The 13,243-nt window shown below is 70.0% G+C and carries 13 protein-coding genes; 7 read left to right on the top strand and 6 right to left on the bottom strand.

The window, feature by feature from the left end:
• Positions 1–17 precede the first annotated feature (17 nt).
• Genes ilvD through ASG29_RS13105 form a run of 4 tightly spaced genes read left to right on the top strand, consistent with a single transcriptional unit; the run spans position 18 to position 4,681 of the window.
• Positions 18–1,739 (top strand): dihydroxy-acid dehydratase, encoded by a 1,722-nt coding sequence (gene ilvD / locus ASG29_RS13120; protein WP_055984672.1) that lies wholly within the window; start codon positions 18–20, stop codon positions 1,737–1,739.
• 19 nt (positions 1,740–1,758) lie between these two features.
• Positions 1,759–2,151: a hypothetical protein gene (locus ASG29_RS13115; protein WP_055984669.1), complete on the top strand. Its 393-nt coding sequence runs from the start codon at positions 1,759–1,761 to the stop codon at positions 2,149–2,151.
• Positions 2,148–3,515 carry an NAD(P)H-hydrate dehydratase gene (locus ASG29_RS13110; RefSeq protein ID WP_156458005.1) on the top strand — a complete coding sequence of 456 codons (1,368 nt, stop codon included), beginning with the start codon at positions 2,148–2,150 and terminating at the stop codon, positions 3,513–3,515. The genes ASG29_RS13115 and ASG29_RS13110 overlap by 4 nt, the downstream gene beginning before the upstream one ends.
• Positions 3,512–4,681 (top strand): class I SAM-dependent RNA methyltransferase, encoded by a 1,170-nt coding sequence (locus ASG29_RS13105; protein WP_055984663.1) that lies wholly within the window; start codon positions 3,512–3,514, stop codon positions 4,679–4,681. Before ASG29_RS13110 ends, ASG29_RS13105 begins: the two co-directional genes overlap by 4 nt.
• Positions 4,682–4,763: 82 nt before the next feature.
• On the opposite strand, the gene truA is transcribed toward ASG29_RS13105, so the two are convergent.
• Both truA and fmt read right to left on the bottom strand, forming a co-directional pair.
• Positions 4,764–5,504 carry a tRNA pseudouridine(38-40) synthase TruA gene (gene truA, locus ASG29_RS13100; RefSeq protein ID WP_055984660.1) on the bottom strand — a complete coding sequence of 247 codons (741 nt, stop codon included), beginning with the start codon at positions 5,502–5,504 and terminating at the stop codon, positions 4,764–4,766.
• Positions 5,501–6,415 carry a methionyl-tRNA formyltransferase gene (gene fmt / locus ASG29_RS13095; RefSeq protein ID WP_055984657.1) on the bottom strand — a complete coding sequence of 305 codons (915 nt, stop codon included), beginning with the start codon at positions 6,413–6,415 and terminating at the stop codon, positions 5,501–5,503. The genes truA and fmt overlap by 4 nt, the downstream gene beginning before the upstream one ends.
• Before the next feature lie 112 nt (positions 6,416–6,527).
• On the opposite strand from fmt, the gene recR reads away from it, so the two are divergent.
• Genes recR through rmuC form a run of 3 tightly spaced genes read left to right on the top strand, consistent with a single transcriptional unit; the run spans position 6,528 to position 9,089 of the window.
• Positions 6,528–7,124, top strand: coding sequence for a recombination mediator RecR (gene recR, locus ASG29_RS13090; protein WP_055984654.1), 597 nt, complete (start codon positions 6,528–6,530; stop codon positions 7,122–7,124).
• 11 nt (positions 7,125–7,135) lie between these two features.
• Positions 7,136–7,669, top strand: coding sequence for a peptide deformylase (gene def / locus ASG29_RS13085; protein WP_055984651.1), 534 nt, complete (start codon positions 7,136–7,138; stop codon positions 7,667–7,669).
• 40 nt (positions 7,670–7,709) lie between these two features.
• A complete protein-coding gene (gene rmuC, locus ASG29_RS13080) occupies positions 7,710–9,089 on the top strand; it encodes a DNA recombination protein RmuC (protein WP_055984649.1) in 1,380 nt (459 codons plus the stop codon).
• 461 nt (positions 9,090–9,550) lie between these two features.
• Here rmuC and ASG29_RS13075 read toward each other — a convergent pair whose 3' ends face one another.
• From ASG29_RS13075 to ASG29_RS13060, 4 genes are all read right to left on the bottom strand, one after another.
• Positions 9,551–10,729, bottom strand: coding sequence for a vWA domain-containing protein (locus ASG29_RS13075; RefSeq protein WP_055984646.1), 1,179 nt, complete (start codon positions 10,727–10,729; stop codon positions 9,551–9,553).
• Positions 10,730–10,777: 48 nt separating this feature from the next.
• Entirely contained in the window at positions 10,778–11,326 is a 549-nt protein-coding gene (locus ASG29_RS13070; RefSeq protein ID WP_055984643.1) for a CHAP domain-containing protein, read from the bottom strand.
• 9 nt (positions 11,327–11,335) lie between these two features.
• Entirely contained in the window at positions 11,336–12,289 is a 954-nt protein-coding gene (locus ASG29_RS13065; protein ID WP_055984640.1) for an AraC family transcriptional regulator, read from the bottom strand.
• Between the two features lie 65 nt (positions 12,290–12,354).
• Positions 12,355–13,209, bottom strand: coding sequence for an AAA family ATPase (locus tag ASG29_RS13060; protein WP_055984637.1), 855 nt, complete (start codon positions 13,207–13,209; stop codon positions 12,355–12,357).
• Between the last annotated feature and the right edge of the window lie 34 nt (positions 13,210–13,243).

Below are 13,243 nucleotides of genomic sequence, written 5' to 3'. Positions count from 1 at the left end.
ACATAGGCGTGCGCGCCATGACCCATGTTTTCGACAAGTCCCGCCTGCCCAGCCGCCACGTGTCGGTGGGTCCCGAGCGTGCGCCGCATCGCAGCTATTATTATGCGATGGGGCTGACCGAGGAGGAGATCGCGCGGCCGTTCGTCGGACTCGCCTCCGCCGGTAACGACAGCGCGCCGTGCAACACGACGCTGGACGCGCAGGCCGACGCGGCCCGGCGCGGCGTGGAGCAGGGCGGGGGGATGCCGCGGCGGTTCAACACCATCACCGTCACCGACGGCATCGCGATGGGGCATCAGGGCATGAAGGCCAGCCTCGTCAGCCGCGAGGTGATCGCCGATTCGGTCGAACTGTCGGTCCGCGGCCATTGCTACGACGCGCTGATCGGCTTCGCGGGATGCGACAAGTCGCTGCCGGGCATGATGATGGCGATGCTGCGGCTGAACATCCCCAGCATCTTCGTCTACGGCGGGTCGATCCTGCCCGGCCGCTACCAGGACCGCGACGTGACCGTCGTCGACGTGTTCGAGGTCGTCGGCAAATATGCCGCGGGCGCCTGCCCGATCGCGGAGGTCCACGCGCTGGAGAAGGTCGCGTGCCCGGGCCACGGCGCGTGCGGCGGGCAATATACCGCAAACACCATGGCGTGCGTCGGCGAAGCGATCGGTTTGTCGTTGCCGAACAGCAACATGGTGCCCGCACCTTACACGTCGCGCGAACAGATCGCGGTCGCGGCGGGGGCGCAGGTGATGGAATTGCTCGCCAGGAATATCCGCCCGCGCGACATCTGCACGCGCGCGGCGTTCGAGAATGCGGCGCGGATCGTCGCCGCGACCGGCGGATCGACCAACGGCGCGCTGCACCTGCCCGCGATGGCGAGCGAGTGCGGGATCGATTTCGACCTGTTCGACGTGGCGGAGGTGTTCAGGACCACGCCCTATTGCGCGGACCTGAAGCCCGGCGGAAAGTACGTCGCGAAGGACATGTACGAGGCCGGGGGCGTCTACATGCTGATGAAGACGTTGCTGGCGGAGGGTTTGCTCCACGGCGACTGCCTGACCGTCACCGGGCGCACGCTGGGCGAGAATATCGACCAGGTGACGTGGAACCCGGACCAGAAGGTGATCTACGACGCCAAGGCGCCGATCACGCCCACCGGCGGCGTCGTCGGCCTGCGCGGCACCCTGGCGCCCGACGGGGCGATCGTGAAGGTCGCGGGAATGCACCGGTTGCAGTTCGAGGGGCCGGCCCGCTGCTTCGATTGCGAGGAGGACGCCTTCGCCGCGGTCGAGGCGCGCAGCATCCGCGAGGGCGAGGTCGTCGTGATCCGCTACGAGGGGCCGAAGGGCGGGCCGGGGATGCGCGAGATGCTGTCCACCACCGCGGCGCTGTACGGGCTGGGCATGGGCGAGAAGGTCGCGCTCATCACCGACGGGCGCTTCTCGGGCGCGACGCGGGGATTCTGCATCGGGCATGTCGGACCGGAGGCGGCCGAGGGGGGACCGATCGCGCTGGTCGCGGACGGCGACACGATCCGCATCGATGCCGAGGCGGGGACGATCGACCTGCTGGTCGCCGACGACGTGCTGGCGGCGCGACGCGCCGACTGGCGCCCGCGCGACAACGGCTACGGCTCGGGATCGCTGTGGCGCTACGCCCAGAACGTCGGTCCTGCCTGGGCCGGTGCGGTCACCCACCCCGGCGCGAAGGCGGAGCGCCATGTGTATGCGGATATCTGACGCCCGGCGTCCCCGGTTGATGCCGGCCACGCTGGCAGGGGTCGTTCCGATCCTCCTGCTGTCGGCATGCGGCGACCGGCCTGCGGATACGCAGGTTCTGGCGAAGGTCGAGGCGCAGCAGAGCGCGGCGGCGGCGGATGACGGGCGCGTAAAATGCGCGCCCGCTGGCGCGGCCACGCTGGAGCGCGTGTGTGCGGTCGACCGGACGCAGGAGGCGCGCGGCCTGTTGCTGACGGTGCGGCACCCCGACGGCGGATTCCGCCGCCTGCTGGTGACGAAGGACGGCCGCGGCGTCGTCGCGGCGGACGGGGCGGAAGCGGCGAAGGTGACGATCGTGGATCCGACCGAGATCGAGGTCGCGATCGGCGACGACGTCTACCGCCTGCCGGCGACGGTGAGGCCCAAGACGTGACCCGGATCGAGGGCATGCCGATCCTGACGGCGGCGGACATGCGCGCGGCGGAAATCGCGAGCGGGGAAACGGACGCGGCGCTGATGGCGCGCGCCGGTGCGGCGGTGGCGACGGCGGTGCACCGGCTGGCCGCGCATCACGAGGTGCTGGTGCTGTGCGGGCCGGGCAACAACGGCGGCGACGGCTATGTCGCGGCGGCGCGGCTGGCGGCGCTGGGGCGGACGGTGCGCGTGGCGGCGCACGGCGCGCCGCGCTCCGACGCCGCGGCGGCCGCGCGCGCGGGATGGTCCGGGCCGGTCGAGGAACTGGCGGAGGCGGTGGCGGCGCCGGTGCTGCTCGATGCCTTGTTCGGGACCGGCGTCTCGCGTCCGCTGGACGACCGGGACGCCGCGGCGCTGGCGCGGCTGGTCGATGCGGCGCAGCTGTCGATCGCGCTCGACCTGCCGAGCGGGCTGTCGACCGACGACGGCGCGATCCTGGGCGCGCCGCCGTTCGACATCACGCTGGCGCTGGGCGCGGCGAAGCCCGCGCATGTGCTGCAACCGGGCGCGGCGCGATGCGGGGCGGTGCGCGTGCTGGACATCGGGATCGCGACCCGCTCCCGTACCGCCGTGCTGGGGCCGTCACGCGTCGCGGCGCCCGGGCCGGAGCGGCACAAGTTCACCCGCGGCATGGTCGCGATCGTGAAGGGACGGATGGCGGGCGCGGCGCATCTGGCCGCGACCGCGGCGATGCATGCGGGCGCGGGGTACGTCACGCTGCTGGGCGCCAGCATGCCGGGCGCGCCGCACGCCCTGGTCCGCCGACCGCTGGACGACGCCGCGCTGGGCGATGCGCGGATCGGCGCGCTGGTCGTCGGGCCGGGGCTGGGGCGCGACGAGGACATGCGCGTGCTGCTCGATCGCGTGCTGGCGACTGACCGGCCGCTGGTGATCGACGGTGATGCGCTGCACCTGGTGACGCCGGAGCGATTGAAGGCGCGCGGCGGGACGATGATCCTGACGCCCCATGCCGGGGAGTTCGCGGCGTTGTTCGGCGCCTTTCCGGGATCGAAGATCGAGGCGGCGCGCGTCGCCGCCGCGCGCAGCGGCGCGACCGTGGTGTTCAAGGGCGCCGACACCGTCGTCGCGGGAGCCGACGGGCGCGTGCTGGTCGCGACCGAAGCGAGCGGGTGGCTGTCCACCGCGGGAACGGGCGACGTGCTGGCAGGCGCGATCGCGGCGGCGCTGGCCACGGGGATCGCGCCGGTGGACGCCGCCGCGCGCGGCGTATGGATGCACGGCGCCGCGGCGCGGCGGCTGGGCGCCGCCTTCATCGCCGACGATCTTGCCGCGGCGCTGTCCGGTGTCGGGGACGCGGCATGAACATCGTCCTGCGCGTCGCCGGACGGGGCGAGGGGGTCACCGACGACGGGCGGCACATCGCCTTCGCCGCACCGGGCGACACCGTCACCGACGACGGCTTCGTCACGCCGGGACCGCATCACGCGACCCCGCCGTGCCGCCACTTCCCCGAATGCGGCGGGTGCCAGTTGCAGCATCTGGACGATGCCAGCTGGTCCGATTTCCTGGGCGATCGCATCTCCTACGCGCTGGCCGCGCAGGGGCTGGAAACCGAGGTGCGCGTGCCGTCGCTGTCGCCCCCGCGGACCCGGCGGCGCGCGTCGCTCCATTTCGATCCCGCGGGCCGGCTGGGCTTCAGTATCGAGAAGAGCCACCAGCTGGTCGATCTGACCGAGTGCCATGTGCTGGCGCCCGAGCTGTTCGCGCTGCTCCGGCCGCTGAAGCGATTGCTGTTGTCCTTTCGCGCCAAGCGGCGGCTGGACCTGCAACTGACGATCGCGGACCAGGGAGTCGACGTGCTGGTGACCGGCGTCGCGCCCGAGGGGCTGGCCGCGCACGAGGCGATTACCGCCTTCGCGCAAGGACACGGCGTGGCGCGGATCGCGTTCGATGAGGGATATGGCGCGGAAACGCGGTGGGAGCCGGATGCGGCGACAATGACGCTGGGGCAGGTGCCGGTGCCCTTGCCGCCCGGCGCGTTCCTACAGGCGACGCGCGAGGGGGAGGCGGCGCTGGTCGCGGCGGTCCGGGAGGCGGTGGGCGACACGCGCGTCGCCGCCGACCTGTTCTCGGGGCTCGGCACCTTTGCACTGGCGCTCCCCGGGCGGGTCTATGCCGCGGAGGGCAATCGCGACGCGATCCTCGCGCTGAAGGCCGGGGCGGGGCGGGCGCAGCGGGCGGTGTTCGCGGATCACCGCGACCTGTATCGCCGGCCGCTGACCGTGGCGGAGCTGGACCGGTTCGACGCGATCGTGCTGGACCCGCCGCGCGCGGGCGCGCGCGAGCAGGCGGAGGCGCTGGCCGCGTGCGCCGTGCCGCGCATCGCCTATGTCTCGTGCAATCCCAGCAGCTTCGCACGCGATGCGAAGATGTTGTGCGAAGGGGGCTATCGGCTCGACTGGGTGCAGCCGGTGGGGCAGTTCCGCTGGTCGACCCATGTGGAACTGGCGGCGCGATTCTCGCGATGATCGTCATCCCGGCGACAGCCGGGATGACGGGCCGCCGGCGTATCCTGTAACGGGAGACCCCGGCTTTCGTCGGGGTGACGGATCACGGATAGCGCGCCTCGACGAAGAACAGTCCGTCGGGCGGCGCGTTCAGGCCTAGCCGCGCGCGGTCCGCCGCGGCCAGCGCGTCGGCGACGTCGCCCCTGGTCCAGCGGCCCATGCCGACCAGCGCGAGGCAGCCGACCATCGAGCGGACCTGATGATGCAGGAACGACCGCGCCGCGACCGTCACCGCGACCAGATCGCCGTCGCGCTCCACCGCGATCCGGTCCAGCGTCTTGACCGGGCTGGCCGACTGGCAATGCGCGGAGCGGAAGGTCGTGAAGTCGTGCAGCCCCACCAGCGCCTGCGCCGCATCGTGCATCGCCGCGGCGTCGAGCGGCTGGGGGATCTGCCACGCCAGCCCCTTTTCGAAGCTCAACGGCGCGCGGCGGTTGACGATGCGATATTCGTACGCGCGACCGATACAGGAAAACCGCGCGTGCCAGTCGTCCGCCACCGCCGCGCACTCGAGGATCGCGACGGGTGCGGGGCGCAGGCGGGCGTTCAGCGCCTCGCCCAGCCGGAACGGCGCGATCGGCTTCGCGATGTCGAGATGCGCGCGCATCGCGATCGCGTGGACGCCCGCGTCGGTGCGGCCCGCGGCGTGGACCGCGGTCCGTTCGCCCGTGACCGCGAAGGCGGCGTCCTCGATCACCTGCTGCACGCTGTCGCCCACCGCCTGCCGTTGCCACCCGACGAAGGGGCGGCCGTCATATTCGACCGTCAGCGCGAAGCGCGTCACGACAGGTCGGTGCCCGACGCCACCGCCTGTCCGCGCAGGAAGTCGTCCAGCGGCATCGCGCCGCGGCCCGCTCGCTGGAGCGTGATCGGGCGGATCGCACCGTCGCCGCACGCGATCGTCATCCGGTCGTCGACGGTCGTGCCCTCGCCGCCCGGGAAGGTGAAGGGGAGGACCTCCGCCGCGAGCAGCTTCACGCGCTCGCCACCGACCTCGAACCACGCGCCGGGGGCGGGGTTCATCGCGCGGACCAGCCGCTCGATGTCGAGCGCGCTTCGGGTCCAGTCGATCCGTGCCTCCACCTTGTCGACCTTCGCGGCATAGGTGATGCCGTCGTCGGGCTGCGGCCTGAAGGGATGCGCGTTCATGTCGGAAAGGACCCGCACCATCAGCGCGGCGCCCATGTCCGCCAGTTCGGCGGTCAAGTCGCCGGTCGTCTTGTCGCCGATCGGCGTACGGCCCTCCAGCCGCACGGGGCCGGTATCCAGCCCCGCCTCCATCTGCATGATCCCGACCCCCGTTTCCGCATCACCCGCCAGGATCGCGCGCTGGATCGGCGCCGCACCACGCCAGCGCGGCAGCAGCGAGCCGTGGACGTTGAGGCAGCCGTGGAGCGGTGCGTCGAGGATCGCGCGCGGCAGGATCAGGCCATAGGCGGCGACGACCGCGATATCGGCGTCGAGCGCGGCGAACGCGGCCTGCGCTTCCGCTTCCTTCAGCGACGCGGGCGACCGGACCGGGATGCCATGTTCTTCCGCGCGTCGCTGCACCGGCGACGGCACGAGTTCGCGCCCGCGCCGCCCGCCGGGTCGCGGCGGCTGGGTATAGGCCGCCACCACGTCGTGCCCCGCGGCGACCAGCGCGTCGAGCGTGGGCACGGCGAAGTCGGGGGTTCCCATGAAGGTGATCCGCATGGGCACGGCTCCTAGCCGCTACGCCACCCCAGCGAAAGCCGGGGTATCGCGCCGTGCGGGAGACGCCAGCTTTCGCTGGCGTGACGGTCGGGGGATCGCCATATGTTCCTATATGGCATCCCCGGAAATCGAGGCGCTGACGAGCGCGCTGGCGCGGCTTCCGGGGTTCGGGCCGCGGTCGGCGCGGCGGGCGGTGCTCCACCTGGTCAAGAAGCGGGAGGGCGCGCTGGCGCCGTTGCGCGCCGCGCTGGTGGCGGTGGAGGAGCGGCTGACGACCTGCGGCGTGTGCGGGAACGTCGACACGACCGACCCGTGCGCGGTGTGCGCCGATCCGCGCCGCGACGCGCGCGCATTGTGCGTGGTGGAGGACGTCAGCGACCTGTGGGCGCTGGAACGCTCGCGCCTGTTCCCGGGGCGCTTCCACGTGCTCGGCGGGCGGCTGTCCGCGCTGGAGGGCGTGCGGCCGGAGGATCTGGCGATCGAGCCGCTGGTGGCGCGCATCGCGGCGGGGGGCGTGGACGAGGTGGTGCTGGCGATGAACGCCACGCTGGAGGGGCAGACGACCGCGCATTACGTCGCGGAGCGGCTGGAGAAATTCCCGGTGCGGCTGACGCAGCTGGCGCACGGCCTGCCCGTCGGGGGGGAGCTCGACTATCTCGACGAAGGGACGCTGGCCCAAGCCTTGCGGGCGCGGCGTCCCGTGGCGTAGGGACGCGCTTTATGGCTATCCTTCCCATCGTCGAGGTTCCCGACCCCGTCCTGCGCCAGACGTGCGCGCCCGTGCCCGCGATCACCGACGAGGTGCGCGGCATCGTCGCCGACATGTTCGACACGATGTACGACGCGCACGGCATCGGGCTGGCCGCGATCCAGGTCGGCATCCTCCAGCGGATCGTCGTCATCGACCTTCAGGACCGCGAGACGGAGGAGGAGGAACCCGCGCCCGAGGCGGTCCGCGATCCGCGCGCGTTCATCAATCCCGAACTCGTGTCGGTCAGCGAGGAATCGTCGACCTACAACGAAGGCTGCCTGTCGATCCCGGAGCAATATGCCGAGGTGACCCGGCCCGCACGCTGCCGCGTGGCGTGGCTGGATACCGCAGGCGAGCGGCACGAGGAGGACATGGACGGCCTGATGGCGACGTGCATGCAGCATGAGATCGATCACCTGAACGGCGTGCTGTTCATCGACCATATCTCGCGCCTGAAACGCGGGATGCTGATGAAGAAGCTGGACAAGCTGCGCCGCGGCTGACGGCTTGCCACGGCGGCGTCGTTCCGCCTATGTTCGCGTCATGGCCGATGCTCTTCCCTATGCCCTCCTCGCCCTCGTCGTCGGGGCGGTCGCCGGCTGGCTGATCGCGCAGCGCGCGGTCGCGGCGGCGCGGGCGGAGCGGGATGCGGAGGCTACGCAGTTCCGCCGCGCGATCGCGGACCTGGCCGCGGCGGAGGAACGTGCGAAGGCGGTGGACGGGCTGCGCACCGAGCTGACCGCGGCGCGGGACGAGCGCGCCGCCGCGCAACGGCACATCGCCACGCTGGAGGCGGAGGGGCGCGCCGCGGCGCAGCGGATCGCGGACCTGAAGGCGACCGCTGACGACATGGAGCGCCGTTTCAAGGACGTGGCGCAGGCGACGCTGGGCGAGGCGCAGAAGGCGTTCCTGGATCGGGCGGAGGCGCGGTTCCGCCAGTCCGAGGAGAGCGCGGGGCAGGGGCTGAAGGCGCTGCTCCAGCCGGTCCACGACCGCCTCCACCGCTACGAAGAGGGTGTGCAGAAGATCGAGGCGGAGCGGCGCGATGCCTTCGGCCAGTTGCACGGACAGATCGACGCGATGCGGCTGGGGCAGGAACGCGTGTCGGGCGAGGCGGCGAAGCTGGTCAACGCGCTGCGCAACGCGCCCAAGGCACGCGGGCGCTGGGGCGAGCAGCAGCTGCGCAACGTGCTGGAGACGTGCGGGCTGGCCGAACATACCGATTTCCGCATGGAGGTATCGGTCGCGGGCGAGGACGGCGGACGGCTGCGCCCCGATGCGATCGTGCGCGTGCCCGGGGGCAAGTCGCTCATCATCGACGCCAAGGTGTCGCTCAACGCCTATCAGGATGCGTTCGGCGCGGTGGATGAGGGCGAGCGGCAACTGGGCCTCGCCGCGCACGCGCAATCGATGCGCGCGCACGTCTCGGCGCTGGGGGCCAAGGCCTATTGGGCGCAGTTCGACGACGCCCCCGATTACGTCATCATGTTCGTGCCGGGGGAACATTTCCTGACCGCCGCGCTGGAATTCGACCACAAGCTCTGGGAGGATGCGTTCGAGCGGCGCGTCCTGCTGGCGACGCCCACGAACCTGATCGCGATCGCGCGGACCGTGTCGGCGGTCTGGCGGCAGGAGAAACTGGCGGCACAGGCGCAGGAGATCGCGACATTGGGCAAGGAACTCTACGCCCGCCTGGCGACGATGGGCGACCATGTGCAGAAACTGGGCAAGAACCTGGCGACCGCGACGGGGGCGTACAACAGCTTCGTCGGCAGCCTCGAAAGCCAGGTCCTGACGAGCGCGCGACGGTTCGAGACGCTGAACGTCGACACCGGGGCGAAGACGATCGAGGCGCTGCCCATCGTGGAACAGAACGTCCGCCCGCTGACGAAGCTGATGACCGCGGGGGAGGGCGGGGAATAGTCCCCCCGTCATGCCGGGCCGGTCCCGGCATCCACCGTGCCGCGCCGACAACGGATAGTCATGTGCGACCAACCGTGGACCCCGGGACAAGCCCGGGGTGACGGGTGACGAGCGGCTCGTTTCGCGTATCAGGACAGGGTCAAACCCCCGTCATGCCGGGCACGTCCCGGCATCCACCTTGCCGCAGGAGCGAGAGGCGTCGGACACGCGGCATGATGGACCACGGAACAAACCCGGGGTGACGGGTGAGGGATTGCGACGGACGCATACCAACCCGAGCCGGCCATCTCGACACGCCAACGCCATCGCCCCAACCACCGTCATGCCGGGCTCGTCCCGGCATCCATCGTGCCGCAGGAGCGAAAGATGTAAGGGTCGCGCCGCCATGGCTCTGGAAGACGGTCAGGCTACCGACCCCCCGGTGATCGTCCCGACGCCCACCCCGAGCCCGCCTGCCGCGCCTATCGCTTCCGCGTCAGCTCCCGCATCCCCGCGTCCAGCCCGGCCAGCGTCAGCGGGTACATCCGGTCGGTCATCAGCTCGCGGATGATCTTCGTCGACTGCGAATAGCCCCATTGCGCCTCCGCCACGGGGTTCAACCACACCGCGGCGGGATAGGTGGTCGTCATCCGGTGCAGCCACACCGCGCCCGATTCCTCGTTGAAATGCTCCACCGACCCGCCGGGATGCGTGATCTCGTACGGGCTCATCGCCGCGTCGCCGACGAACACCAGCTTGTAGTCGTGCCCGAACTTGTGGAGCACGTCCCACATCGGGGTCCGTTCCTGGAACCGGCGCTTGTTGTCCTTCCACACGCCTTCGTACGGGCAATTGTGGAAGTAGAAGAATTCCAGGTTCTTGAACTCGGTCGTCGCGGCGGAGAACAATTCCTCGCACAGCTTCACGAACGGATCCATCGACCCGCCGACGTCGAGGAACAGCAGCAGCTTCACCGCATTGCGCCGTTCCGCGCGCATGTGGACGTCGAGCCAGCCCTGCCGCGCGGTCCCGTCGATCGTGGCGTCGATATCCAGCTCGTCCTGCGCGCCCTCACGCGCGAACTTGCGCAGGCGGCGCAGCGCGATCTTGATGTTGCGGGTGCCAAGCTCCTTCGTGTTGTCGAGGTTCCGGAACTCGCGCTGGTCCCACACCTTGATTGCGCGCTTCTCCTTCGATTCGCCGCCGATCCGCACGCCTTCGGGATTGTAGCCGGAATTGCCGAACGGACTGGTGCCGCCGGTGCCGACCCATTTGTTGCCGCCCTGGTGCCGCTTCTGCTGCTCCTCCAGCCGCTTCTTCAGCGTGTCCATGATTTCGTCCCACGACCCCAGGGACTTGATCGCCTCCATCTCCTCGGGGCTCAGGAACTTCTCCGCCACCGCCTTCAGCCAGTCGGCGGGGATCTCCGCGCCCTCCTGCGCGAAGCTGGTCTCCAGCCCCTTGAACACCTTGGCGAACACCTGGTCGAAGCGGTCGAGCAGGCCCTCGTCCTTCACGAACACCGCGCGGCTGAGGAAATAGAATTCCTCCGGCGAGCGGTCGATGACGTCGGCCTGAAGGGCCTCCAGCAGGATGAGATGCTCCTTGAGGCTGGCGGGGATGCCGGCGACGCGAAGCTCGTCGAGGAAATGAAGGAACATGCGCGCATCTTGCCGCGCCGAAGGCCCCGAGTCGAGGATCGAGTATGGTCAGCGGACCGCGGCGGCCCCGGGTACGTAGGCGTCGATCAGCGCGCCGACATCGTCGGGATCGCGCCCGGACAGTCCGGCGGCCGGCTTGCCGTCGGCATAGATGAAACCTTCGACGGGATAGATCGAGCCGCCCAGCCCGTTGCTGTCGCGATACCATACCTTCACCCGGCTCCAGTCGTTGCCGGGGGACACATCGTGCAGCGTCACGTCCTGTTCCGCATGGCCCCGCGCGCCGTTGCGCCGCGACCAGTTGGCGTGGGTCAGCATGACCGTCCGCGACTCGACGACGCGGCTGACGACCGCGACATGGCCGAGGCGCAGCTGCGGGGAGCGCGCGAAGACGATGACCGCGCCGACCCTGGGCACGTCGCCGCGGCGGTATCGCCCCTCGGCCTGGCCCCACCATGTCCAGGCATCGCCGTAGATCGCGATCCCCGATGCCGCGCGCGCGAAGGGGACGCATTGCCCCACGTAATCGAGCAGCGAGGCGCCAAAAGCCGGGGCGCCGACGAGCGCGAGCGACAGGAAGGCGGCGATGCGGGTCATCGGCGCGTCCTACACCGCCAGCGTGAACGGATGGTTGTCGGGCGGCGCGCGCGTCGCGGCGTCCTCCCGCGCCGCGCGGGCGACGATGGCATGCGCGCGCATCACCGCCAGCATGTAGCGATTGTCGCGCATCATGAAGCGGCGTGGCGTCATGCCGAGGAAGCGATCGGCGTCGCGGAGGAAATGCGACTTGTCGAAATAGGTCTGCGCGATGACGGAATAATCGGGCTTCTCGTCCGCCAGCAACATGCGGCGCAGCGAGCGGATGAAGCGTTCCTGCACCAGCAACGTCTTGGGCGGAAACCCGAAATACCGCACCGCTAGCCGTCGCAGGCTGGCCGGGCTCATCCCCGTCCTCTGGCTGGCGGTGCGGATGTCGTGGACCTCCTCGTCCGTGATGAGCCGCATCAGCGCCGCGATCGCGGGCTCCGCGGGCAAGGGATTCGTGAGGAAGGGGTGGAAGAAGGCGTCGAGGATGGGCGCGACGTCCGCCGCCTGGTCGCTGGCCTTCAGCGCGCGGCGAAGCGCCTCGACCCGCAGTTGCGGCATCAGGTCGGACAGCGGCACGACCTGATCGCGCAGGCGTTCCGCCGGGACATCGAGCATCCGGGCCCAGCCCAGCGGGGAGATGCCGACGCCGATCGTGACCCCGCCATGCGTCGTGACCTGCCGCGCCCGGCTGGTGAAGCCGTACAATGCGACGGAGGGGATGGGATCGTAGGTCCGGCTGCCCAGCCGCAGCGTCATCGGCGCGTCGGTCATGATGAGGCGGATCGTCGGCCACGTCGGCAGCGCCCAGTTGACCACGCCGTCGTGGAGGGCGCGTTCCGAATCGAGCACGAAATAATGCGTCAGGAAGGGGCGCAGCGCCGGCGCGGGCACTTCGATGCGCAACGCCGTGCCGGGCGGAAGATTGAAATCCTCCGCCGACACGCCCGGCGTGCGCGACCCGCTTTCGATCATTATCCGCCCCGTAAAGCTTTATTTTCAGGCTGTAGCAGCGAGCGGGGTACGACTGAAGCCCAATATCAGCCCTTGTGCGCCTGCCGCTTCGCCATGAAGGCCAGGCGTTCGAACAGCATCACGTCCTGCTCGTTCTTCAACAATGCGCCGTGGAGCGGCGGGATCGCCTTCGTCGGATCGCGGTTCTGCAACACCTCGAGCGGCATGTCCTCGTGCAGCAGCAGCTTCAGCCAGTCGAGCAATTCGCTGGTCGACGGCTTCTTCTTCAGGCCGGGCACGTCGCGGACGTCGTAGAAGATGTCCATCGCCTTGTTCACCAGGATCTTCTGGATACCGGGGAAGTGGACGTCGACGATCGCCTGCATCGTGTCGCGGTCCGGGAACTTGATGTAGTGGAAGAAGCACCGGCGAAGGAACGCGTCGGGCAGTTCCTTCTCGTTGTTCGACGTGATGACGACGATCGGCCGCTCCGCCGCGCGAACCGTCTCCTTCGTCTCGTACACATGGAATTCCATGCCATCGAGTTCCTGCAACAGATCGTTGGGGAATTCGATATCCGCCTTGTCGATCTCGTCGATCAGCAGGACCGGCACCTCCGGCGCGGTGAACGCTTCCCACAATTTGCCGCGACGGATGTAGTTGGAGATGTCGTGGACGCGTTCGTCGCCCAATTGTCCGTCGCGCAGCCGGGCGACGGCGTCATATTCGTACAGGCCCTGCTGCGCCTTCGTCGTGGACTTCACGTTCCATTCGATCAGCGGCGCGCCGGTGGCCTTCGCGATCTCGTACGCCAGCACGGTCTTTCCGGTGCCCGGTTCACCCTTCACCAGCAGCGGACGACGCAGCGTGACCGCGGCGTTGACCGCGACCTTCAGGTCGTCGGTCGCGACGTAGCTTTGCGTACCCTCGAAGCGCTGCATGTGCCGATCCCGTTCGAAAAGAAAACCGGGTAGG

It is taken from the genome of Sphingomonas sp. Leaf412 (genome assembly GCF_001425405.1).
Taxonomy (GTDB): domain Bacteria; phylum Pseudomonadota; class Alphaproteobacteria; order Sphingomonadales; family Sphingomonadaceae; genus Sphingomonas.
Note: the sequence above shows the minus strand (reverse complement) of the source record. Positions and strands in the feature narration are given on the sequence as shown.

Bases quoted from the DNA above. Each gene is read 5' to 3' on its own strand.
- ilvD (WP_055984672.1), top strand. From the start codon at position 18: ATGACCCATGTTTTCGACAAGTCCCGCCTGCCCAGCCGCCACGTGTCG.
- ASG29_RS13115 (WP_055984669.1), top strand. From the start codon at position 1,759: ATGCCGGCCACGCTGGCAGGGGTCGTTCCGATCCTCCTGCTGTCGGCA.
- ASG29_RS13105 (WP_055984663.1), top strand. From the start codon at position 3,512: ATGAACATCGTCCTGCGCGTCGCCGGACGGGGCGAGGGGGTCACCGAC.
- fmt (WP_055984657.1), bottom strand. From the start codon at position 6,415: ATGCGGATCACCTTCATGGGAACCCCCGACTTCGCCGTGCCCACGCTC.
- recR (WP_055984654.1), top strand. From the start codon at position 6,528: ATGGCATCCCCGGAAATCGAGGCGCTGACGAGCGCGCTGGCGCGGCTT.
- def (WP_055984651.1), top strand. From the start codon at position 7,136: ATGGCTATCCTTCCCATCGTCGAGGTTCCCGACCCCGTCCTGCGCCAG.
- rmuC (WP_055984649.1), top strand. From the start codon at position 7,710: ATGGCCGATGCTCTTCCCTATGCCCTCCTCGCCCTCGTCGTCGGGGCG.
- ASG29_RS13075 (WP_055984646.1), bottom strand. From the start codon at position 10,729: ATGTTCCTTCATTTCCTCGACGAGCTTCGCGTCGCCGGCATCCCCGCC.
- ASG29_RS13070 (WP_055984643.1), bottom strand. From the start codon at position 11,326: ATGACCCGCATCGCCGCCTTCCTGTCGCTCGCGCTCGTCGGCGCCCCG.
- ASG29_RS13065 (WP_055984640.1), bottom strand. From the start codon at position 12,289: ATGATCGAAAGCGGGTCGCGCACGCCGGGCGTGTCGGCGGAGGATTTC.
- ASG29_RS13060 (WP_055984637.1), bottom strand. From the start codon at position 13,209: ATGCAGCGCTTCGAGGGTACGCAAAGCTACGTCGCGACCGACGACCTG.